The following is a 20,025-nucleotide window of genomic DNA, read 5'->3' on the forward strand; positions in this document are numbered from 1 at the left end:
GGCCGTTAAGCCCCCGCTCGCCTAGGCAGATGCAATCGGGTGTCTACGGGCAGACGGACTGCTCGAAGACGAATTCGCCCTGGTCGGAGATCTTGACCACGACGGCGCACTTGATCGGGTCGCCCTGTTCGTCGAACTTGGACTTGCCGGTGATGCCGTCGAAGGACTTGATGGCGGCCAGGCCGTCGCGGATGAGCTGACGCTCCTTGCGCGGGTTGGAGTCCACCTTGCCAGCGTTCTGGATGCCCTGAACGAGCAGGCCGATGGAATCCCAGGTCAGGGCCGCGTAGTCGGCCGGGGTGGAGCCGTAGGCCTTCTCGTAGCGGTCGATGAAGACCTTGGTGGCGCCGGTGGCGCCGGCAGCGGCGTAGTGGGTGGAGAAGTAGTTGCCGTAGCACTGCTCACCGCAGAGCTTGATCAGGTCGGGGGTGCCCCAGGCGTCGGAACCCATGAAGGGACCCTTGTAGCCGAGGTCACGCGCCTGCTGCACGATCAGGGCAACCTGGTTGTAGTTGTCGGGCACGAAGATGAAATCGGGGTTGGCCTTGATGATGGTGGTCAGCTGGGCGGAGAAGTCCTGGTCCTTGGTGCCGTGGGACTCGAAGGCCACGACCGGGCCGAGGCCCTTCTTCTCCCAGGCGGCCTTGAAGATCTCGGCCAGGCCCTTGGAGTAGTCGTTGGACACGTCGAACAGGACGGCGGAGGTCTTGGCGCCGAACTTGGAGGCGGCGAAGTCAGCGGCGACCGGGCCCTGGAACGGATCCAGGAAGGCGGCGCGGAAGACCCACGGACGATCCTTGGTGGTGTCGGGGTTGGTGGACCAGGGGGTGATCATCGGGCAACGGTTGTCGTTGCAGGTGCCGCCGGCGGGCACGGCCTGCTTGGAGGAGTTGGGGCCGATGATGGCGACAACGTTCTCCTGCTCGATGAGCTTCAGGGCCGCGTTGACCGCGGATTCGGCCTTGGACTCGTTGTCCATGTAGACGAACTCGAGCATGTACTTCTTGCCGCCGACCTCGAGGCCGCCAGCGTCATTGATGTCCTTGAGGTACATCTCGGCGGCCTTCTTGGAGCCGTCGCCGACCTCGGGGATGTCGCCCGTCAGGGGCAGGTTGAAGCCGATTTTGATGGTGTCGGCGGCGAAGGCCGGGACGATCATCAGGAAGCTCAGAACGAACGCCAGAGCCAGCAGGCCCGTCTTGTGCAAACTCAGTTTCATTACTCCTCCTCTCATAGGAATATGGTTGCTGGTTGAAACAGTGATGATTCATACACGAAAAGGGGGGTGAGAGGAAGGGCTTTTCGGTAGTACATTTTTGCAAATCTCGCGGTATGGTTGAATATATTGCGCAGTTTCAGGATAAAACGGCGCGAAATTTCTCAAAAAGAAATTTTTGGGGGAATAAAATTTTTCATTAATGTGAGAAAAGAAGCGGAGAATCGGCGTTTCTCCCGGGCCCGTTGGCCGTGCGGGGCGGGCCGCAGGCCTTGGATGGCCCGCAAAAAGGCCGGTTTCCTTGCGGAAACCGGCCCTTGAAACGGCTTGGGACGGCCCTGTCCGGCGGCTATTCACCCCCGTTTTCGGCCTCGGCGTTCCCGTTCGCGGTCTCGGCGTCCTTGTTCCCGTTGCGGCGCTGCTTCTTGGCCTCGGCCCTGGCTTCCTCCTCCTCGCGCAGGGCGCGGCGCAGGACCTTGCCGACCATGGTCTTGGGCAGGTCCCTGCGGAACTCCACCTGGCGCGGGACCTTGTAGTTGGCCAGCTTTTCGCGACAGTAGGCGATGACCTCGCTGCGCGACAGGGTCTCGCCGTCCTGGACCACCACGTAGGCCTTGACGATCTCGCCGCGCGCCTCGTGGGAGATGCCCACGGACACGGCCTCCTTGATCTTGGGGTGGCCGTGCAGGACCTCGTCGATCTCGCGCGGGTAGATGTTGTATCCCCCGGAGATGATCAGGTCCTTCTTGCGGTCCACGATGTAGAAATAGCCTTCCTCGTCCATGGTGGCGATGTCGCCGGTGTACAGCCAGCCGTTGCGGAGCACGTCTGCCGTGGCGTCGGGCCGGTTGTAGTACCCCTTCATGACCTGCGGGCCCCGGATGACCAACTCGCCGCGCTTGCCCGGCGGCAGGGGGTCGCCGCCCACCTCCATGTCCACGATCTTGGCGTCCGTGTCCGGGAAGGGCAGGCCGATGGAGCCGTTCTTGCTCTTGCCCTCCAGGGGGTTGAAGTGGGTCACGGGCGAGGCCTCGGTCAGCCCGTACCCTTCGGTGATGGACGTGCCCGAGCGTTCGAGGAACTGCTCCATGTACTCCACGGGCATGGGCGCGGACCCGGACACGCAGACCTCGATGGACTTGAGGTCGTACTTGTCGATGTCCTTCTGCTGCAGGAGCGAAATATACAGGGCGGGCGCGCCGGGAAAGACCGTGGGGCGCAGCTTGTGGATGCCCTTGAGCACGTCCAGCGGCACATAGCGCGGGAACGGGGCCAGGGTCGCGCCCAGGCTGGTGGGCCAGGCCAGGCAGGTGGTCAGCCCATATATATGGAAATAGGGCAGGATGCCGAGGAAGGTCTCCTTCTTCTTGCCCAGGGTGTGCATCATGGACTGGCACTGCTGCATGTTCGCGCCGATGTTGAAGTGGGTCAGCATGCATCCCTTGGCCACGCCCGTGGTCCCGCCGGTGTACTGCAACAGGGCCATGTCCTCGGCGTCCACCCGCTCGTTGGTGAACTTTTCGCGCCCCTTGGTCAGGGTCTTGAAGGGCAGCACGGACCGGCCGTCGAAGGGCACCCTGGGGGTGTTGCCGTTCTTCTTCGCCTGGAGGGCGTAGAGCATGTTCAGGGGGAACTTCAGCCCCTCGCCGATGGTGGTCACGAAGTACTTCTCCACCGGCAGGGAGTCGCGGAGCTTCTCGAGCTTGGGCCAGAGCAGGTCCAGGGTGATGCAGCAGCGCACCCCGGCGTCGTTGAACTGGTGGATGATCTCGGTCTCCATGTACAGGGGGTTGGTCATGACCCCCACGCCTCCGGCCCGGAGCACGCCCCAGAAGGCGATGATGGACTGGGGCAGGTTGGGCAGCATGAGCGCCACCCGGTCGCCCTTGCGTATGCCCGCGGCCCGGAGATTGGCCGCCACGATCTCGGTCTGCGCCTTGAGCTTGGCGTAGGTGATCGACCAGTTGCGGAAGACGATGGCCTGGCGCTTGGGCCACTTGTGCGCGGCCCGGTCCAGGAATTTGAACAGGGGAATCCGCTCGTAATCCAGGGTCGGCGGCACATCCGGGTCATAGGATTTGAGCCAGGGGCGGTCGATTTGCTCCATCGGGCGCTTCCTTCAAGAGGGTTTCGGTGTTGAGAAGGTGCGGGGACGGTATAATAGCCCGGTCCCGTGGTCAATATGGCGTGTTTCAAACAGACGGGGTCGAACTTTTGACGGTTTTTCGTCTCCGGGGAAGGAATGTCCAGGAAACGGCCCGGCCGGGCGAAAGGCTGAAAAATTAACTCCTTGTTTATCAGTATATTAACCAGTAAAGACAGGCCACGTGCACCCCGCGCGGGTCCCTTGGCAGACTCCTTGCAACCTCCCGCGCACGCCCCTTTCGGGGGAAATCGTTGCCCGTCGGCTAAAGTCGGGACCCGGAAGCGCCGATTATTCAATATGTCAACGATTGATCCGGCGGACGGGCGGGACGGACCTCGGGGCCCGAAGACCGGAAAGCCCGGTCCGGGGCCGAGTTGACAGGGGTGGTGGCCGTGCCTAGAGTGAAATCCTCGGCACACCGGACGCCACCTCGAACGGATGAATCATTGACCGAACGAATGACCGAGAAGTTGCATGGCAGAACACGCTGAAAATGTGGTGACCGGAATGCTGATTACCGAGGGCGGCTATCTCAGGCCGAGCAAGAGCACCCGCGTCCTGGCCATCCTGGACGCCCTGTCCCGGGATTCCAGCCTGTCCCAGTACGAACTGGGCAGGCAGCTGCACCTGTCCGGGGCCATGGTCAACCAGTACCTCAAGCAGTTGCAGACCGAGGGACTGGTCGAGTTCCTCCCGGTCAACGGCAAGAGCTACCACTACACCCTGACGGAACAGGGCCGCCGCTCCCGCCAGCGCATGTTCTCCGACTATTCCTCGGAGACCGTCCGGCTCTATTCCACCATCAAGGAGTTCGTGCTCGACAAGCTGCACGGCCTGGACAACGAAGGCAAGCGGGACCTGGCGCTGTTCGGCGCGTCCGAGACCTGCGAGGTGGTCCTGTCCGCCCTGCGCGGCACCCGCTTCCGGGTCAAGGTCCTGCTGGACAACGACACCAAGAAACAGGGGCAGATTTTCAACGGACACGTGGTTTCCGCACCGCATGTCCTGGATCAGGTGGACTGCGACGCCGTGGTCATCACCTCCTTCGGCAAGCAGGGCGAGATCTTCGAACAGGTCAAGCCCTACGCCGACAAGCGCGGATTTCAAATCGTGAGATTCTGATTATGAAACAGCTCCAATCCGTCACATTGCGTTCGGGCGTCACCATCGGCAAGGGCCACCCCTGCTTCGTGGTCGCGGAAATCGGCAACAACCACCAGGGCGAGTTCGACATCGCCAAGCGGATGATCGACGAGGCCGCCGGCGCCGGGGTCCAGGGAGTCAAGTTCCAGAAACGGGACAGCGAGGCGCTGCTCACCCGCCAGGGACGGGCCGCTCCCTACACCGGTCCCAACAGCTTCGGCCCGACCTACGGCGAACACCGCGCCGCCCTTGAGCTGTCCATCGAACAGATGGCCCGGCTCAAGGAATACGCCGAGTCCCTGGGCCTGGTCTTCTTCGCCTCGGCCTGGGACGACCCGAGCCTGGCCCAGATCCTGGACCTGGACGTGGAACTGCTCAAGATCAGCTCCGCCGAACTCGTCAACGTCCCCCTGGTGCGCAAATACGCCAGGGCCGACATCCCCATCATCCTGTCCACCGGCATGAGCGGCCTGGACGACATCGACGTGGCCATGGCCGAGATCCGCGCCTACCACGACAACGTCATCCTGCTGCACTGCAATTCCACCTACCCCTGCCCCGAGGAACACATCGGCCTGCCCGTCATGGACGCCCTGCGCGAGCGCTACGGCGTGCCCGTGGGCTACTCCGGCCATGAAAAGGGCATCGGTCCCAGCGTGGCCGCCGCCGCCCTGGGCGCCTGCGTGGTGGAACGCCACTTCACCCTGGACAAGACCCTCAAGGGCACCGACCACCAGGCCTCCCTCGAACCCGCACAGCTGGCCGCCATGGTGACCATGATCCGCGAGGTCGAAAAGGCCGTCCAGGTCAAGGGCAAGGTCGTGTTCCCCGACGAACAGGCCGCCGCCAAGAAACTGCGCAAATGCATCGTCTTTTCCCGCGACCTGCCCGCCGGACACATCCTCACCGAGGCCGACCTGACCACCCGCTGCCCGCGCGTGGGCATCTCCCCGGTCCACTGGGACGAAGTCCTCGGCGCAGGTCTCAACCGGCCCGTCAAACACGAGGAACCCGTGCAATGGGATACCCTCAGCCTCAACCAACCCGTCTGCGCCGGAGCCGCCTCGTCGTAGATGCACCCATGCTCGAAGAAAAGGGCGGACGCGCAAAGCGCGCCCGCCCTTTTTTTGCGCCTCCGGCGGCCACGGGGGGGAAGGGGAGAGAGAGGGCACCCATTGGAAAAGGGCTGCCCTCTCTCTCCCCTTCCCCCCTGGACCCCCCAACCTCTCTCTCACCCTCCCAAACTTTTTGTCGCCGCTGCGCGGGTGGTGTGAGCGCGGGAAGTTGCCTTCTTTGTCCTCCCAAGTTTCAACACGCCGCCATCCCGTTTCCGTACGCACCTGCCGAAGGCACCCAAGAAGTTTGGGAGGGTCCAGGGAACCCTTTCCAAAGGGTTCCCTGGCCGCCGGAGGCATCTTCCGTCCCCGCAGATTATCATTCATCTCGGGCATGGGGCGTGGTACGAGAGGTCAAGGCCGCAAGGTGCCGGAGGAGGGCGAATGAGTCAGACGGAGATTCTGTTGGAGACGGGGACGAACGAACTTGAGATCATCGAGTTCTTTCTTGACGAGGTGACCCCGGCAGGCGTGGAGCGGCAGTATTTCGGGGTGAACGTGGCCAAGGTCCTGGAGGTGGTGGAGGCCCCCAGGGGGCTGGAGGGTTCCGAGGCGGCGGCGCATCCGAGTTTTCTGGGCACGATTCCGTTGCGCGACCTGATCCTGCCGGTGGTGGACCTGAGCGTCTGGCTGGACATGGAGCGGTCGCCCGCGGCCAACGAGCCGATCATCGTGACCGAGTTCAACGGCATGATCACGGGTTTTCTGGTTTCCGGGGTGACGCAGATCCACCGGGTGTGCTGGGCGGACGTGGAGCCGCCGAGCAAGTACGTGTCGTCCATGGCCACCAACTGCATCACCGGGACGGTGAAGATCAAGGACCGGTTCGTGCTCATGCTCGACCTGGAGCAGGTCCTGGCGGACCTGGACGAGTCGGGCCAGACCAAGGGACGCATGAGCCACGTGGTCTCCGATGAGCGGTACCGGGCGCTGGTGGCGGACGATTCCACGTCGGTGCGCCAGTTGCTGGAGGGCAATTTCGGCCAGGCCAATTTCGAGGTGACCATGGTCCGGGACGGGGCCGAGGCGTGGTCGGTGCTTGAGGGGATCAAGGCCCGGTGCGCGGCCGACGGCGGCAGTCCCTTGGACTATCTGGACGCGGTGGTTTCGGACGTGGAGATGCCGCAGATGGACGGCTACACCCTGACCCGCAGGATCAAGGAGGACCCGGTGTTGAAGGTCCTGCCGGTGGTCCTGTTTTCCTCGCTCATCTCCAAGTCCGTGCTGCACAAGGGCAAGGCGGTCATGGCCGACGAGCAGGTCACCAAGCCGGAGTTCCACGGCCTGACCGAGAAGGTCATCAACCTGATCCGCAACTGGGACCGGGGGACGGCCGTTTCCTGACCGGTCTCGACCGGTCCTCCGACCGATACCTTGTCGATAACCGCCCGACGGCTAGCCGACCACCTCGTCGAGCTGCCTGCGCAGGGTGGACACGCCGCAGGAGTGGTGCATGTAGACCGGCACGTCCTTGCCGCGCACGGCGTCGAGCACGTCCTTGCGCGCCTTGTGGGACACCTTGTTGGTGAACATGACCACGAAATCCACCTCGCCCAGGGCCTTGGAAATCTTCCGCTCCTTGCCGGTGAAGTGCTTGAGCTTGACCCCGCTGCGTCTGGCCTCGCTCACGTATTCATTTTTCAGCCGGTCCATTCCACCGATCAACGCTGCGCACATGGTGCCCTTCCTCTTTTGAAATTGAAAATCGTTTTCAACTAATACAGGGGAGCCTGGGTGCTGTCAACAGCGGCGCGAGAATATCGCGTCGTGTATTTCAACCATCCGAATCGTCTGAGGATTCGCGCAGCGGCTCGCTGTCGTGCCGGTTCCGGCCGACCGGTTTGCCTACGGCCAGGAAGGGGTGGGATCAGTTCCCGGATTGCCAACCGTCGCTCTCGGGATCGGCTTCGGGCAGGGAGCAGGGGGCGCAGTCCACCACGCGGTTGCCCTGGCCGTGGTCGGTCAGGGCCTGGATGGCGCCGACCACCAGGTTGACCCGGCCGCCGAGCAGGACCTGTCCCTTGAAGCCCGTGAACAGGCCGAGGTCGGTCCAGGCAAAGGTGTTGGCCGTGGCGGTCAGGGCCTCGAAGGGGTAGCAGAACAGCGCGTAGTTGGCCCGGCCGCGCACCCGGTTGTTGGCGAAGAATCCGCGCGAGCCGGTCTGGACCACGCCGCGCGCGCTCTGTCCCCCGGCCATGACGATGTCGTTGCAGGTCACCACCATGTCGTTGGCGTAGAGCAGCAGGCCCGTGGAGTTTTCGCCGCGACCCTCGATGCGGTTGCCGGTGATGCCGATGCGGTTGTTGCGCGAAAAATCGGCCCCGCCGGTGGTGTCGAAATACCATCCTGCGACGATACCGTTGGGTCCGAACTTGTTGGGGTAGGCGATGCCCTCGTTGTCCGTGACAATACGGTTGTCCCGAATCAGGATGGCACCCTTGCCCTTGCCGTCCAGTTGGTTGTCCAGGACCTCGATGCCGTTGCGCGAGGTGCGGTGGATCTCGTTGTCGCGGATGGTCAGGTCCGCGCCCCAGGTCCAGTCCGCGATGATCCCGTACCCGGCGGTCTCCTCCGGGTCATCGTTGATCATCTCCAGCCGGTTGCCCTCAATGAGCACCGTGCCCGTGACCGCCCGCTCCAGCATGCCCTTGGCGTGGACCAGCCGGTTGCCGACCACGATCCCGGCCTGGAGCGGTCGGCTCTCGCCGCCTTCCCACGGAATGCCCGCGCGCTGCGGCTCCACATTGGTGACCAGGCAGCCGCCGACCTCCAGCCCGCCTGCGTAGGCGAAGTGCAGGGGCGTGCCACGCGCCCCGTCGAAATGCAGGTCGCGGACCGCGATCAGCGGCCCGTCCTTGGCGGGCGGGGTGGTGTCCATGGGCAGGGGCGAATACAGGGTCCAGGTCCCGCCCGAGATGATCGTCACCGGGTCGCCCGAGCCGTTCTCCTGCCCGAGGATGCGCACGTCCTTGGTGATCCTGGCCCGGCCCTCGGCCCCGAAGTCGAAACGGCCGCGCAGCCGGACCGTGCCGCCCTTGTCCAGGGCGGCCTGGACACTGGCCACGTCCCGGACCGGATCGCCCGTGCCCGTTACCACGGTCTCCGCGGCCAGGGCCGGAAGCACCATGCCCAGCACCAGCCAACACGCCAGGATATTTGCACCAATCGTTTTCATGAAGGAAAAATCACCCGTCTTGTCCGGACCGTGCGAACCCGTCTCAATATCCCTGCCGGAACTCGGAGGTCCGCTGCCCGCCCGACTTGCGGAACTGCCGGTCGCGCGCATTGAGCTTGTCCTGTTCGTACACTGCCACGGCTACGGCCTCGCATGCCCCGTCGAGGTCCGCACCGTCCGCGCGGATCGCCTTGACCTGCTCCGCCAGGGCCGACGCCACCTTGCGCTGGCCCGCCCAGGACGGATAGCGCGACCAGTACCCGGCCGCCTCCTCGCCCCGGCCCAGCTTGGCCGCCGCGTACCCCGCGTTCACGAACGCGTCCGGTATCTCCTTGCGCGCCACGCACTCGGACAACACCCGCAACGCGTCCTCGTACCGGCCCGAGCGCGTGTAGCAGACTCCGGCCATGACCAGGTGCGAAGGCCGGACCTCGTCCTTCCGCCCGGCAAAATACGCGTCATAGGCCGCCGCGCCCTCGGCGAAGTACGTCTCGGCCTTGCCGAAATCGCCCCGCGCCTCGGCCGCCCGGCCCCGCTCGAAGTTTTTGCTGCCCCTGGTCTCGGGACGCACCAGTCTGGAAAGGAATGACATGGTGCCGATGGTAGCGGTTTGCCGCGGCGAGGACAAGGGGGATGAGCGGGCAGGGCATGCGTGCGGGGGATGCCCCCGGCGGACCCTCGCCGGGCGGGCGCCTCCGGCGGGCAGGGCGCTGCCCTGCACCCGGCAGGGAGCAAGGCCCCCTGCACCCCCATCGCCGAGCTGCGCTCGGGGCTGGACGCGGAAGGGGCGGAGGACAAGGGAAATTGCCAGGAGGCGTGTCGGGACGACGGGAAGACGGTGATCTCCCGCGTTCGCACCGCCCGCGAAGCGGCAATAAAAAGTTTAGGAGGGGGAGAGAGGGGTTGGGGCGGCCAGGGGGGAAGGGGAGAGAGAGGGCAGCCCTTTTCCAAAGGGTGCCCTCTCTCCCCTTCCCCCTGGCCGCCGGAGGCGCAAAAAAAAGGGTGGACGCGTTGGCGCGTCCACCCTTTGGGGTGCTTATTACCGGGTGATTAGTCTTCTTCGGCGACGAAGTCGGAGATGGCGCATTCGGTGGTCAGGAGCATGCTGGCCACGGAGGCGGCGTTCTGGAGGGCGATGCGGGTGACCTTTTTCGGGTCGATGACGCCGTCCTTGACCAGGTCGGTGTATTCGCCGGTGGCCGCGTTGAAGCCGTTGTTGCCCTTGAGGGCCTTGACCTTCTCGACGATGACGGTGCCTTCGAGGCCGCAGTTGTTGGCGATCTGCTTGAGCGGTTCCTCGATGGCCCGGGCGATGATTTCGATGCCCGCCTGTTCGGTGTCGTCCGCGCCCTTGAGGTTCTTGAGGGCCTTTCCGGCGCGCACCAGGGCGGTGCCGCCGCCGGCCACGATGCCTTCATCTACGGCCGCGCGGGTGGCGTTCAGGGCGTCGTCCACGCGGTCCTTGCGCTCCTTCATCTCGAGTTCGGTGGGCGCGCCGACCTTGACCACGGCCACGCCGCCGACCATCTTGGCCAGGCGCTCCTGGAGCTTCTCGCGGTCGTAGTCGCTGGTGGCGTTCTTGATCATGTTGGAGATCTCGTCGCAGCGGCCCTGGATGGCCTTCTTGTCGCCCGCGCCGCCCACGATGAGGGTGTTCTTCTTCTCGACCACGATCTTCTTGGCGGTGCCGAAGTGCTCGGGACGGATGGATTCCAGGGTCACGGCGGTGTCCTCGGACACCGGGGTGGCGCCGGTCATGATGGCGATGTCGCGGACCATTTCCTTGCGGCGGTCGCCGAAGCCGGGGGCCTTGACGGCGCAGACCTTGAGGGCGCCGCGCATGGCGTTGATGGTCAGTCCGGCCAGGGCGTCGTTTTCCACGGTCTCGGCAATGATCAGCAGCGGACGGCCCGCCTTGGCCACGGCCTCGAGGATGGGCACCAGGGGCTTGATGCCGGAGATCTTGTTCTCGGCCAGGAGGATGAACGGCTTTTCGAAGGTCACGCTCTGGTCTTCCTGGTTATTGACGAAATAGGGGGAGAGGTAGCCGTTGTCCCACTGCATGCCCTCGACCACGTCCAGTTCGGTGGTCAGTCCCTGAGATTCCTCCACGGTGATGACGCCGTTGTCGCCGACCTTGTCCACGGCCTCGGCCAGGATCGCGCCGATGGTCGGGTCGTTGTTGGCGGAGATGGCGCCGACCTGGGCGATCTCGGAGGTCTTCTTGATGGGCTTGGCCATGGCGTCGAGTTCCTCGACCACGGCGGCCACGGCGGCGTCGATGCCGCGCTTCAGGGACATGGGGTTGCGGCCAGCGGCCAGGAGCTTGACGCCCTCGTTGAACACGGCCTGGGCCAGGATGGTGGCGGTGGTGGTGCCGTCACCGGCGATGTCGTTGGTCTTCTTGGCCACTTCCTTGACCATCTGGGCGCCCATGTTCTCGAGCTTGTCCTCGAGGTCGATCTTCTCGGCCACGGTCACGCCGTCCTTGGTCACCTGGGGCGCGCCCCAGGTCTTCTCGATCATGACGTTGCGGCCCTTGGGTCCAAGGGTGACCTTGACGGCGTCGGCCAGGGTGTTGACGCCGCGCTGCATGCCCTCGCGGGCGACGGCTTTGTAATCAATTGCTTTGGACATTGTTCCGAATCCCTATGAAAAGTTGTTGTCTGTTAGTGTTGCTCGGCTTCGAAAACCGTTCAGAAAGGTTCGAGTGCGAGGCGCAAAAAAGGATCAAGGCCGAAGCGTAGTCTTCCTACGCGAGGATTTGATTCTTTTGCAGCAACGAAGCAATCGGGCCTTTATGGGCGGTTTTAGGCGAAGACGCCGAGGATGTCGTCCTCGTGCATGATAATCAGATCGTCGTCGTCCATGCTGAACTCGCTGCCCGCGTACTTGGCGAACAGGACGATGTCGCCCTCCTTGACGGTCTTGCACTCGGGGCCGGCGGCCACGACGATGCCGTTCTGGGGCTTTTCCTTGGCGGAGTCCGGGATGTAGATGCCCCCGGCGGTTTTCTCCTCTCCTTCCTTCCTCTGGACGATGACGCGGTCATTGAGCGGTTTCAAACCCATGAAAAGTCTCCTTATGATGTCTTCACCGCAAGCAGTGGCGGCGTGTTTTTCGACTGGGGCTAGAGATAAGTATGGCGCGGGCGGTGTCAACAGGGGGCGCGTCAAATTTTTCCAGGGCGTTGCCGGGCGCGGTTGAAATCCCCCGGAAAGCGCGTTACTCAGGTAGATAGAGGAAAAATCGGAAAAACAGGAGCAGGTACAGGATGGAACCCGCGTTGCAACGGCTGGTGGTGGTCTCCAACCGGCTTCCGGTCGCCCTGAAAAGGGAAGAGGACGGCTGGAAGCTCAAGCAGGGATCGGGCGGCCTGGTCACGGCCATGGCCCCGGTGCTCAGGAACCGGGGCGGCATGTGGATCGGCTGGTCCGGCGCGGCCGAGCCCGAAGAGGGGGCGGGCGGCGGGACCGTCGGCGGGACCGACATGGAGACGCTCTTCGCCGACTTCACCGAGGAGGCGGGCTATGAGCTGTGCACCGTGCCCCTGACGGAGGAGGAGGTGGACGGCTACTACTACGGCTTTTCCAACGAGATCGTCTGGCCCCTGTTTCACGACCTGCAAAGCCGCTGCCGTTTCCATCCCCGCTACTGGCGGACCTACCTGGACGTGAACTTCAAGTTCGCCGAGGTGGTGGCCCGGCGTTCCTCGCCCGAGGACTACATCTGGATCCAGGACTACCACCTCATGCACCAGGCCTTTTTTCTGAAGTCCATGGGGGTTCGGCGCAACACGGGGTTTTTCCTGCATATCCCCTTCCCTCCGCCGGACATCTTCATGAAGCTGCCCTGGCGGGCCAAGCTCATCCAGGCGTTGACCGAGTTCGACCTGGTGGGCTTCCAGACGGTCCAGGACCGGCGCAACTTTGTGGGCAGCCTGCACCGGCTCATGCCCGAGGCCCGGGTCGAGGGGCGCGGCGCGGTGGTCACCGTGCACATGGGCAACCGCTCGTTTCGGGCCGGGGCGTTCCCCATCTCCATCGACTACACACAGTTCTCGGAGATGGCGGCCAGGCCCGAGGTGGTCCAGAAGACCGTCGATCTCAAGGAAGCGCTCCGGCACCGCAAGATCATCCTCGGGGTGGACCGGCTGGACTACACCAAGGGCATCCCCGAGCGCATCCGCTCCATCCAGACCCTGCTGCGCCGCTATCCGGACCTCCAGGGGACGGTCAACTTCATCCAGATCGCGGTGCCGAGCCGCGAGGAAGTGGGGGAGTACAAGGAGCTGCGTACCGAGATCGAGCGGCTGGTGGGCCGGGTCAACGGCGAGTTCTCCTTTCCGGGCTGGGTACCGGTCCATTATCATTACCGCAGCCTGCCCCACGACGACCTGGTGGCCTACTACGCGGCCGCCGACGTGGGGCTGGTCACGCCCCTGCGCGACGGCATGAACCTGGTGGCCAAGGAGTACTGCGCCTGCAACAACAAGGGTGACGGGGTCCTGGTGCTGAGCGAGTTCGCCGGGGCCGCGGCCCAGCTACAGCGGCACGCCTACCTGGTCAACCCCTACGACGTGGAGGGCATCGCCAAGGCGCTGCACCGCGCCCTGCACTGGCCGCTCGAGGAGCGCAAGGCGCACATGTCCAGGCTGCGCGAGCAGATCCGGCGCAACAACATCTTCCGCTGGGTGGATTCCTTTCTCCGGGCGGGCATCGCCAAGTCCCTGGAGGACTTCCCCGAGGTGGAGACGGTCCACTTCAACCGGGTCTAATAGGAGAACGGGTACTTCCTGCCGTCCTTCTCGTACTTTTTCTGCTTGTCGAAATTGAAGCCGTCCAGGCTGATACTGCCCGAATCCTTACGCCGCCGCCTGCACGCGAGCAGCACGGCGATGACGCCCGCCAGGAAGGAGAGGGAAGCGATTGCGATATATGTGACCATGATGGACCCTGCTGTGTTGCGAAAGGGGTTTCGGGGGCCCGGCAGCCTCCCGGATTCGTCGAATGATTCAAGAATAGGGTGAGCGGAGGCCCATTTCAACAAAAACCGGTCGATTTCCGGCTGAAAGGGGCGGCGGCCCCTGCGGCTTTGCTTTTCGGGCTCTCCGCGATAGTGTGCGGCATGCTGATTCTCAAGTGCGCCGACTGCCGCCGCAAGCTCTGGAAGTATCACAAGATCGGCCAGGGGGAGCTGCACCGCTGCCACAAGGACCGCATCCGCAAGGTCTGGAACATGGAGGAGCGGGACGGCAAGGTCTTCTGCCCCTGCGGCCGGGCCGTGGGCATCGACCGGGGGAGCTTCTACACCATGGACAGGAACGCCTTCACCTGCGCGGGCACGAAAACCAACGGTTGACAGACGGTCGCCCTTTCGGAAAAAGTATGTAAATGAGTTACGTGGAACGCATGAACAAGGAGTTCGTCTTGAAAATCCGCCTCTTGATCCCGGCCCTGATGCTGATCCTGTGCCTGGCCTCCGCGGCCCTGGCCGCCGAGTCCGGACAGGCCGTCCAACCGGCCGCCTCGTCCCCGGTGGAGGAGTGCAAGGCGATCCCCTGGGGCGCGCCCATCTCCGCCGTGGAGGAGATCACCTACTCCCGCACCGTGGGCGGGGTGAAGTATTACAACGTCAACAAGGTCGAGCCCTGCGGGGTGTTCAACATCCAGGGCGCCAACGTGACCTACGGCTTCCGCCAGGGCAAGCTCTACACGGTGCTGGTGGAGATCGACAAGGCCAAGGACGTCAAGCAGGTGGTGGCCACCCTGATGGACTCCTACGGCCTGCCCGACCACAAGCAGTCGGACGGCTGGGACGAGTACCGCTGGGAGACCGACGACCTCAAGGTCAAGCTCAAGAGCCAGTTCACCACGGATCGCATCAAGATCGGCATGTACTACAAGCCGTTGATCCCCAAGGAATAACGGTTTTCCCGTCACGAGCTGCCAGGCCGTCCCGCGCGGGGCGGCCTTTTTCAATATTTGCCTTTCGCCGTCGGGGCCTTATCCTGTGCGAGGAGGACCGCCATGTCGAAACAGATGAAGAACTTTCTGACCGTCGCCGGGATCATCATCCTGGCCGCCTTCCTGGTCTTTCTCTATAACTGCGTGGCCGGGCTGGCCGACTTCGCCGCGCGCTTCAACCCGGCCCTGGGCCCGTGGGTCTTTTGGACCCTGCTGGCCGTGGTCGGCGGCTCGCTGGCCTGGTGGGCGTCGCTCATCCTGATCCGGCCCCGACCGCTGCTGGTCCATGCCGATCCTTCGCCCGAGGAGATGGCCGGGTTCCGCCGGGAGCAGGTCAAGCGGCTGTCCAGGAACCGCATCCTCCTGGACTCGGGCGTGTCCGTGCGCGACGAGTCTGGCCTGGAGCTGGGCCTGACGGTCCTGCGCAAGCGGGCCGACGAGGAGATACGCTCCACGGCCAAGCGGGTCTTCATCGGCTCGGCCATCTCCCAGAACGGGCGGCTCGACTCCCTGGTGGTCCTGTTTCTCATCTCGCGCCTGGCCTGGCGCATCTCCAAGCTCTACGCCCAGCGGCCGCACTACCGCGAGCTGGTCAACCTGTACGTGAACATCGCGGTGACCTCGTTCCTGGCGGGCTCCATCGAGGAGTTCGGCATCGAGGAGTACATCCACGAACTCATGGGGCCGCTGGTGGCCGGGTCCGCCCTGGGGGTCATGCCCGGGGCCGAGGCCGTGGCCTCCACCGTGACCAGCTCCATCCTGAGCGGCTCCACCAATGCGCTGCTGGCCATGCGCTGCGGCATCGTGGCCCGTAACTACATGAGCCTGGACCTGGATCGGCGCGGGGCCATGCGCCGTTCGGCCACCCTGGAGGCGGCGCGCATGTTCATGTCCATCTCGGGCGAGACCGTGACCCAGGTGACCAAGCTGCTGGTCAAGGGTTCGTCGCGGGCGGTCCGGGGTGGAGCCAAGAAGGCCTTCACCTCCGTGGGCAAGGGCGTTTCCGGCGCGGCCGGGAGCGTGGGACGCGGCGTGTCCGGCGCGGCCGGTGCCGTGGGCAGCGGGGCCAGGGCCGTGGGCAACGGGGCGAAGACCGTGGGGCGCGGCGTTTCGGATTCCGCCCGCACGGTGGTGGACGGCGTGGACCGGGCCGTGGACAAGGTCGCGGATGCGGCCCTGGGAGCGGCCCGACGCTCGGCGCGCTCGGTGCTCGATGCGGCGGGCGGGGCCGGACGGCTGGCCAAACAGGCCGGGAAGACGGTCTCCGGCGCGGCCGGATCGGCCGGGGGGGTACTGCGGGCCACGGGCCGGACCGTGGGCGGCACGGTGCGCTCGGTACGCGACAAGGTGCTGCGTCGCGGAAAAAGGACCAAGGGGTCGCCGCAGGACCCGTCAAAGGACGGGGCGCGGGACGGGGCGAAGCAGGATTAGAGCACGCGCCGCGCGCCCAGGTAGTGTTCCGCCCAGAAGGGCGAATTGAGGCTCGATTCCATGACCCGCCTGCCGGAGCTGGGGGAGTGCACGAAGGTGCCCCGGTCGGTGACGATGCCCACGTGCAGGGACTTGCCGTCCTTGTCCACCTGGTGGAAGACCAGGTCGCCGGGCCGGATGTCGGCGCGCCGGATCGGTTGTCCCGCGCCCAGTTGCTGCCAGGACATGCGCGGCAGGTTGACCCCGTTCTGGTGGTAGACGTACCAGATGAACCCGGAGCAGTCGAAGCCTGTCCCCGGCGAGTAGCCGCCCCATTTGTACGGGGTGCCGACCAGGGCGCGGGCCGTGCGGATGACCTTTTCGGCGCGGGGCGAGGCGCTTTGGGCGGGAACCACGGCCTCGGGCGGGACCGGCGCGGGCGTGGTCCCGGCGCAGGCCGCCAGCAGCAGGGCGCAGCACAGGAGGGCGCAGGCCGGGCCGGGCGCGCCCGACCGTCCTATTCCCGTGCGCGCCGCCATGGGCGCTAGCTCCGCTTGATCCGCAGGAAGGACTTGACCGAGCGCGCGCCCGGCACGGACTTGGCGTGGGCGATGATCTTGTCGCGCTCCGCGGCGGAGCCCACGATGCCGAGCAGGACCACGTTGCACTGCACGGTCTTGATCTCCACGTTGGTGGACCAGATGTCCTTGTCGTCCACCAGCAGGCTCTTGACCTTGGCGTAGAGGTTCAGGTTGTCGGTGGTGCCGCAGGTGTCGTTTTCCTTCTTGGGCAGCAGGTAGGTGGTCACCGAGCGCACGCCCCCCACGGACTTGGCGATCTCGATGGCCCGGTTGACCTGGGCGCGGGACTCGTATTCGCCCACGATGTAGACCAGCCCTTCATAGCTGGACGCGTCGAAATCCATGTATTTGACCAGGTCGTCGGCCAGGAAATCCTTCTCGATGACGAAGGCGATCTTCTCGTCGTTGGCGTAGTCGCCCACGTTGCGCTCCTCCACGGCCACGTCGTAGACCGTGCAGCCGTTGGCGAACAGGCCGAGGGCCAGGAGCATCAGGAGCGAAAGGAAAAGGTTGTTGCGGTGCATGGGACTCCCCCTGAGATTTTCTAGATTTAGTCTATATACCGGTTTTGCGGTCGGTAGGCAACAGCGGGCGGGCCATTGACCCGGCCGGGGGTTTTTCGCATAGTTCCGGTATTGCCCCGGGAGGTGGCGTCATGAAACGAATCCACTACGCGCTCTGGGCCGTCGCGGCGGTCCTGATCCTGGCCGGGTGCGGGCCCAAGCGGCCCGTGCTCTACCCCAACGCGCACCTGGACGAGGTGGGCATGCAGGTGGCCCAGGCTGACATCGACGACTGCATCATGAAGGCCGAGGCCGCCGGGGCCAACGCCACCGATTCGGGCGCGGCCGCCGGAAACGTGGCCAAGTCCGGGGCCGTGGGCGCGGCCGCCGGAGCGGTCTTCGCGGCCATCATGGGCAACAACGTGGGCCGGGCCGCAGCGGCCACGGGCGGCGCGGCGGCCGCCGGGAGCGCGGTCAACGAGGGGTTCAAGTCCGGGACCCCCTCGGCCATCCACCAGAATTTCGTCAATCGGTGCCTGCGCGACAAGGGCTATGAAGTCATCGGCTGGAAATAGGAGAAGATCATGAACCGTCCGCTTTCGCTCGTTTTTCTGGCCACGCTCATGCTCTGGATGGCCGGGTGCGCCGCCAGGGGCCCGCTCACCGAGGAGCGCGCCGACAACGTGATCACCTACGCCCGGATCGACACCGGCCGCGCCGTGACCGTGACCCTGGGGCCCGACCTCAAGTACGAGAAGCGCGTGCACCGCGAGTTCATGGGCACGACCGTGGAGGGCTGGCTGTACCGCGCCGATGACGGCACCTCGGTCCTCGTTTCGAGCATGGACCGGCGCAAGTTCGAGGACCTCATCGGCCGGCCCATCGACGCGCCGAGGACCGGGATCAAGGCCTATCCGCCGCAGACCTCCTGGCTGCCGAAACTGTGCCAGCTGGTCCGGGCCTACGTGGTCTCCATGGACGGCGACGTGGTGGCCGCGGTCAAGTTCGGCCCGCAGCCCGACGGTGAGTGCGACGGCTCGGTGGACGACGAGGCCTACATGGCCGCCCACCTGGACGAGGTGGCCGCCTTCGACCGCACGGCCGAGCGGGAGATCGCCCTAAGCTGGTAGGGTCAGTCGAAGAGCAGGCCGAGGGCTTTTTGCAGGGCGTCCCGGTCCACGGCCCAGCCGCCGGACCAGGCCGGGGGCAGGCTGATGGTCCGCTCCCCGGCGCGCAGGGCGAAGCAGTGCAGCCGCATGGGCCCGCGCGACGACCCCTTGCCGCGTGCCGACGGGGCTCCGTACTTCCTGTCGCCGATGACCGCATGGCCGCGCGAGGCCAGCTGCACCCGGATCTGGTGCGTGCGCCCGGTGAGCAGCCGCACGGCCACCAGGGAGCGGTCCCGGCTCGAGACCAGCCCCGTGACCCTGGCCAGGGCCGTCTTGCCCGACCCTGTGCGCACCCGCTCCGCGCCCGGCGCGCCGCGCTTCTCCATGACGTCCTCGAGCAGGGTTCCGTCCGGCTCGTCCCAGCGCCCGTCCACCCAGGCCAGGTACACCTTGGCCACGCCGTTCGAGGCGAACAGGTCGTTGAGCTCGCGCAGCACGGCGTAGCTCTTGGCCGCCAGGAGCAGGCCCGAGGTGTCGCGGTCCAGCCGGTGGGCCAGGGTGGGCATGAAGTCCGCGTTCCGATACATGGCCCGCAGCCGGGCGACCACCGAGTCGTCCACCCCGTCGCCGCCGTGGGCCGCCAGCCCGGCGGGCTTGGCCACGGCCAGCAGCTCGGCGTCCTCATAGGCGACGGCCAGACCGCCCGCCTCGGAGACCTGTTTGTCCTGGCCCGGCGCGTAGGGCGGGATGCGCACGGTCTGCCCGGCCTCCAGACGGTCGAAGGGCTTTTTGCGGCCCTTGTCCACGCGCACCTGTCCGGTCCGAATCCACTTCTGGATGGCCGAACGGGGCACCTCGCCGCTTAGGCGGCGCTCCAAAAACTGCAACAGCTTCTGGCCGGATTCGGCCTGGCTGACGACGACGGACTGCGTTTCGGGCATGATTTGGGGGGCCTCCGGCGGCCGGGGGAAGGGGAGAGGGAACCCCTTTGAGAAAAGGGGTTCCCTCTCCCCTTCCCCCGGACCCCCATCCCCTATCCTTCCCTAAACTTTTGGGGTCGCCTTCGGCGAAGGGCGAGGGGGGGCGGAGTCGGTTGGGGTTATTTCTTGTACCAGGCGCCTTCGGGCTTTTGGAGCCAGGTGCCGGACGGGGCCTGCTGGGCGATCTTGGCCGCGCGGCGCTGGCCCACCAGGGCGGGGGTGGTCCCGGCCTTCTTGGCGATGGCCGCATAGACCGCGGCCCGGTCCTGGTTCTCGGCGGCCACCACGTCGGCCTGCTTCTTGGCACCCCGGAATTCGAGGTAGCCCTGGTTGTTCTCGCCCACGGTGCCGTCGGCCAGCAGCGCTGTCACGGCGGGCTTGCGGGCGATGATCCGGTCCTTGACGGAATCGGCCAGGGCCGTGGTCGCGGCCAGGCACAGGGCCAGGGCCAGGGTCAATATCAGTGTTCTATTGCGCATTGGTCGCCTCCGGTTGAGCTGGGGCATCATCGATGTCGGAGAAGAAGTCGTCCAGGGCCTTGTCCACCCGGACGTTCACGTCGATGGTGATGTGGATGGGCTTGACCTCCACCGGGGCCACCTCCACCTTGTGGCTGGTGGAACAGCCCGGTGCGGAAAGCAGCAGGAGGCAGACGGCTGCGGCGATGTATCGGTTCATGGC

22 protein-coding genes are annotated in these 20,025 nt (G+C 65.3%); 9 read left to right on the forward strand and 13 right to left on the reverse strand.

Annotated elements, in window-relative coordinates; genetic code table 11:
• Window positions 1-43: 43 nt before the first annotated feature.
• A complete protein-coding gene (locus DND132_RS14220) occupies window positions 44-1,219 on the reverse strand; it encodes an ABC transporter substrate-binding protein (protein WP_014323450.1) in 1,176 nt (391 codons plus the stop codon).
• A gap of 346 nt (window positions 1,220-1,565) precedes the next feature.
• Window positions 1,566-3,323 carry a long-chain-fatty-acid--CoA ligase gene (locus DND132_RS14225; RefSeq protein WP_014323451.1) on the reverse strand — a complete coding sequence of 586 codons (1,758 nt, stop codon included), beginning with the start codon at window positions 3,321-3,323 and terminating at the stop codon, window positions 1,566-1,568.
• Window positions 3,324-3,869: 546 nt separating this feature from the next.
• Here DND132_RS14225 and DND132_RS14230 point away from each other — a divergent pair.
• From DND132_RS14230 to DND132_RS14240, 3 genes are all read left to right on the forward strand, one after another.
• Window positions 3,870-4,484: a winged helix-turn-helix transcriptional regulator gene (locus DND132_RS14230; RefSeq protein ID WP_238528172.1), complete on the forward strand. Its 615-nt coding sequence runs from the start codon at window positions 3,870-3,872 to the stop codon at window positions 4,482-4,484.
• Between the two features lie 2 nt (window positions 4,485-4,486).
• Window positions 4,487-5,578 (forward strand): N-acetylneuraminate synthase family protein, encoded by a 1,092-nt coding sequence (locus tag DND132_RS14235; RefSeq protein ID WP_014323453.1) that lies wholly within the window; start codon window positions 4,487-4,489, stop codon window positions 5,576-5,578.
• Window positions 5,579-6,004: 426 nt separating this feature from the next.
• The gene (locus tag DND132_RS14240) at window positions 6,005-6,964 is read left to right on the forward strand and encodes a chemotaxis protein (protein ID WP_014323454.1); all 960 of its coding nucleotides are present in this window, start codon (window positions 6,005-6,007) and stop codon (window positions 6,962-6,964) included.
• A gap of 51 nt (window positions 6,965-7,015) precedes the next feature.
• Here DND132_RS14240 and DND132_RS14245 read toward each other — a convergent pair whose 3' ends face one another.
• From DND132_RS14245 to DND132_RS14265, 5 genes are all read right to left on the reverse strand, one after another.
• Window positions 7,016-7,297, reverse strand: coding sequence for a DUF2325 domain-containing protein (locus tag DND132_RS14245; RefSeq protein ID WP_014323455.1), 282 nt, complete (start codon window positions 7,295-7,297; stop codon window positions 7,016-7,018).
• 190 nt (window positions 7,298-7,487) lie between these two features.
• Entirely contained in the window at window positions 7,488-8,795 is a 1,308-nt protein-coding gene (locus DND132_RS14250) for a right-handed parallel beta-helix repeat-containing protein (RefSeq protein WP_014323456.1), read from the reverse strand.
• 43 nt (window positions 8,796-8,838) lie between these two features.
• Window positions 8,839-9,387, reverse strand: a complete 549-nt coding sequence (locus DND132_RS14255) for a tetratricopeptide repeat protein (protein ID WP_014323457.1) — start codon at window positions 9,385-9,387, stop codon at window positions 8,839-8,841.
• A 458-nt stretch (window positions 9,388-9,845) separates the two neighbouring features.
• Window positions 9,846-11,432: a chaperonin GroEL gene (groL, locus tag DND132_RS14260; RefSeq protein WP_014323458.1), complete on the reverse strand. Its 1,587-nt coding sequence runs from the start codon at window positions 11,430-11,432 to the stop codon at window positions 9,846-9,848.
• Window positions 11,433-11,605: 173 nt separating this feature from the next.
• Window positions 11,606-11,866 carry a co-chaperone GroES gene (locus tag DND132_RS14265; protein ID WP_014323459.1) on the reverse strand — a complete coding sequence of 87 codons (261 nt, stop codon included), beginning with the start codon at window positions 11,864-11,866 and terminating at the stop codon, window positions 11,606-11,608.
• 203 nt (window positions 11,867-12,069) lie between these two features.
• Between DND132_RS14265 and DND132_RS14270 the strand changes: the two genes are divergently transcribed.
• Entirely contained in the window at window positions 12,070-13,572 is a 1,503-nt protein-coding gene (locus tag DND132_RS14270) for an alpha,alpha-trehalose-phosphate synthase (UDP-forming) (protein ID WP_014323460.1), read from the forward strand.
• Here DND132_RS14270 and DND132_RS18580 read toward each other — a convergent pair.
• Window positions 13,569-13,742: a transmembrane spermine/spermidine synthase family protein gene (locus tag DND132_RS18580; RefSeq protein ID WP_014323461.1), complete on the reverse strand. Its 174-nt coding sequence runs from the start codon at window positions 13,740-13,742 to the stop codon at window positions 13,569-13,571. The two genes, DND132_RS14270 and DND132_RS18580, sit on opposite strands and share 4 nt — an antisense overlap.
• Before the next feature lie 180 nt (window positions 13,743-13,922).
• Here DND132_RS18580 and DND132_RS14275 point away from each other — a divergent pair, with 180 nt between their 5' ends.
• From DND132_RS14275 to DND132_RS14285, 3 genes are all read left to right on the forward strand, one after another.
• Complete coding sequence (locus tag DND132_RS14275) at window positions 13,923-14,156, forward strand: hypothetical protein (RefSeq protein ID WP_041916175.1); 234 nt, start codon at window positions 13,923-13,925, stop codon at window positions 14,154-14,156.
• Window positions 14,157-14,188: 32 nt separating this feature from the next.
• Entirely contained in the window at window positions 14,189-14,722 is a 534-nt protein-coding gene (locus tag DND132_RS14280; protein ID WP_014323463.1) for a hypothetical protein, read from the forward strand.
• A 102-nt stretch (window positions 14,723-14,824) separates the two neighbouring features.
• A complete protein-coding gene (locus DND132_RS14285; protein ID WP_014323464.1) occupies window positions 14,825-16,192 on the forward strand; it encodes a DUF697 domain-containing protein in 1,368 nt (455 codons plus the stop codon).
• On the opposite strand, the gene DND132_RS14290 is transcribed toward DND132_RS14285, so the two are convergent.
• The gene (locus tag DND132_RS14290; RefSeq protein WP_014323465.1) at window positions 16,189-16,710 is read right to left on the reverse strand and encodes a C40 family peptidase; all 522 of its coding nucleotides are present in this window, start codon (window positions 16,708-16,710) and stop codon (window positions 16,189-16,191) included. The genes DND132_RS14285 and DND132_RS14290 overlap by 4 nt on opposite strands.
• 5 nt (window positions 16,711-16,715) lie before the next feature.
• Window positions 16,716-17,276, reverse strand: coding sequence for a BON domain-containing protein (locus DND132_RS14295; RefSeq protein ID WP_014323466.1), 561 nt, complete (start codon window positions 17,274-17,276; stop codon window positions 16,716-16,718).
• Between the two features lie 131 nt (window positions 17,277-17,407).
• On the opposite strand from DND132_RS14295, the gene DND132_RS18585 reads away from it, so the two are divergent.
• Window positions 17,408-17,830, forward strand: coding sequence for a hypothetical protein (locus DND132_RS18585; protein ID WP_014323467.1), 423 nt, complete (start codon window positions 17,408-17,410; stop codon window positions 17,828-17,830).
• A gap of 9 nt (window positions 17,831-17,839) precedes the next feature.
• The gene (locus DND132_RS14305) at window positions 17,840-18,385 is read left to right on the forward strand and encodes a hypothetical protein (protein ID WP_014323468.1); all 546 of its coding nucleotides are present in this window, start codon (window positions 17,840-17,842) and stop codon (window positions 18,383-18,385) included.
• A 2-nt stretch (window positions 18,386-18,387) separates the two neighbouring features.
• Here the strand turns inward: DND132_RS14305 and DND132_RS14310 are convergent, their stop codons facing one another.
• From DND132_RS14310 to DND132_RS14320, 3 genes are all read right to left on the reverse strand, one after another.
• Window positions 18,388-19,305, reverse strand: a complete 918-nt coding sequence (locus DND132_RS14310) for an RluA family pseudouridine synthase (protein WP_014323469.1) — start codon at window positions 19,303-19,305, stop codon at window positions 18,388-18,390.
• 158 nt (window positions 19,306-19,463) lie between these two features.
• Entirely contained in the window at window positions 19,464-19,823 is a 360-nt protein-coding gene (locus tag DND132_RS14315) for a YdbL family probable chaperone protein (protein WP_014323470.1), read from the reverse strand.
• Window positions 19,813-20,022 carry a hypothetical protein gene (locus DND132_RS14320; RefSeq protein ID WP_014323471.1) on the reverse strand — a complete coding sequence of 70 codons (210 nt, stop codon included), beginning with the start codon at window positions 20,020-20,022 and terminating at the stop codon, window positions 19,813-19,815. Before DND132_RS14320 ends, DND132_RS14315 begins: the two co-directional genes overlap by 11 nt.
• Between the last annotated feature and the right edge of the window lie 3 nt (window positions 20,023-20,025).

Source organism: Pseudodesulfovibrio mercurii (assembly GCF_000189295.2).
In the GTDB taxonomy this organism is placed as follows: Bacteria; Desulfobacterota; Desulfovibrionia; order Desulfovibrionales; family Desulfovibrionaceae; genus Pseudodesulfovibrio; species Pseudodesulfovibrio mercurii.

Excerpts from the sequence above, each read along its gene's own strand:
- DND132_RS14220 (WP_014323450.1), bottom strand. The coding sequence starts at position 1,219 with ATGAAACTGAGTTTGCACAAGACGGGCCTGCTGGCTCTGGCGTTCGTT.
- DND132_RS14225 (WP_014323451.1), bottom strand. The coding sequence starts at position 3,323 with ATGGAGCAAATCGACCGCCCCTGGCTCAAATCCTATGACCCGGATGTG.
- DND132_RS14230 (WP_238528172.1), top strand. The coding sequence starts at position 3,870 with ATGCTGATTACCGAGGGCGGCTATCTCAGGCCGAGCAAGAGCACCCGC.
- DND132_RS14235 (WP_014323453.1), top strand. The coding sequence starts at position 4,487 with ATGAAACAGCTCCAATCCGTCACATTGCGTTCGGGCGTCACCATCGGC.
- DND132_RS14240 (WP_014323454.1), top strand. The coding sequence starts at position 6,005 with ATGAGTCAGACGGAGATTCTGTTGGAGACGGGGACGAACGAACTTGAG.
- DND132_RS14245 (WP_014323455.1), bottom strand. The coding sequence starts at position 7,297 with ATGTGCGCAGCGTTGATCGGTGGAATGGACCGGCTGAAAAATGAATAC.
- DND132_RS14250 (WP_014323456.1), bottom strand. The coding sequence starts at position 8,795 with ATGAAAACGATTGGTGCAAATATCCTGGCGTGTTGGCTGGTGCTGGGC.
- DND132_RS14255 (WP_014323457.1), bottom strand. The coding sequence starts at position 9,387 with ATGTCATTCCTTTCCAGACTGGTGCGTCCCGAGACCAGGGGCAGCAAA.
- groL (WP_014323458.1), bottom strand. The coding sequence starts at position 11,432 with ATGTCCAAAGCAATTGATTACAAAGCCGTCGCCCGCGAGGGCATGCAG.
- DND132_RS14265 (WP_014323459.1), bottom strand. The coding sequence starts at position 11,866 with ATGGGTTTGAAACCGCTCAATGACCGCGTCATCGTCCAGAGGAAGGAA.
- DND132_RS14270 (WP_014323460.1), top strand. The coding sequence starts at position 12,070 with ATGGAACCCGCGTTGCAACGGCTGGTGGTGGTCTCCAACCGGCTTCCG.
- DND132_RS18580 (WP_014323461.1), bottom strand. The coding sequence starts at position 13,742 with ATGGTCACATATATCGCAATCGCTTCCCTCTCCTTCCTGGCGGGCGTC.
- DND132_RS14275 (WP_041916175.1), top strand. The coding sequence starts at position 13,923 with ATGCTGATTCTCAAGTGCGCCGACTGCCGCCGCAAGCTCTGGAAGTAT.
- DND132_RS14280 (WP_014323463.1), top strand. The coding sequence starts at position 14,189 with ATGAGTTACGTGGAACGCATGAACAAGGAGTTCGTCTTGAAAATCCGC.
- DND132_RS14285 (WP_014323464.1), top strand. The coding sequence starts at position 14,825 with ATGTCGAAACAGATGAAGAACTTTCTGACCGTCGCCGGGATCATCATC.
- DND132_RS14290 (WP_014323465.1), bottom strand. The coding sequence starts at position 16,710 with ATGGCGGCGCGCACGGGAATAGGACGGTCGGGCGCGCCCGGCCCGGCC.
- DND132_RS14295 (WP_014323466.1), bottom strand. The coding sequence starts at position 17,276 with ATGCACCGCAACAACCTTTTCCTTTCGCTCCTGATGCTCCTGGCCCTC.
- DND132_RS18585 (WP_014323467.1), top strand. The coding sequence starts at position 17,408 with ATGAAACGAATCCACTACGCGCTCTGGGCCGTCGCGGCGGTCCTGATC.
- DND132_RS14305 (WP_014323468.1), top strand. The coding sequence starts at position 17,840 with ATGAACCGTCCGCTTTCGCTCGTTTTTCTGGCCACGCTCATGCTCTGG.
- DND132_RS14310 (WP_014323469.1), bottom strand. The coding sequence starts at position 19,305 with ATGCCCGAAACGCAGTCCGTCGTCGTCAGCCAGGCCGAATCCGGCCAG.
- DND132_RS14315 (WP_014323470.1), bottom strand. The coding sequence starts at position 19,823 with ATGCGCAATAGAACACTGATATTGACCCTGGCCCTGGCCCTGTGCCTG.
- DND132_RS14320 (WP_014323471.1), bottom strand. The coding sequence starts at position 20,022 with ATGAACCGATACATCGCCGCAGCCGTCTGCCTCCTGCTGCTTTCCGCA.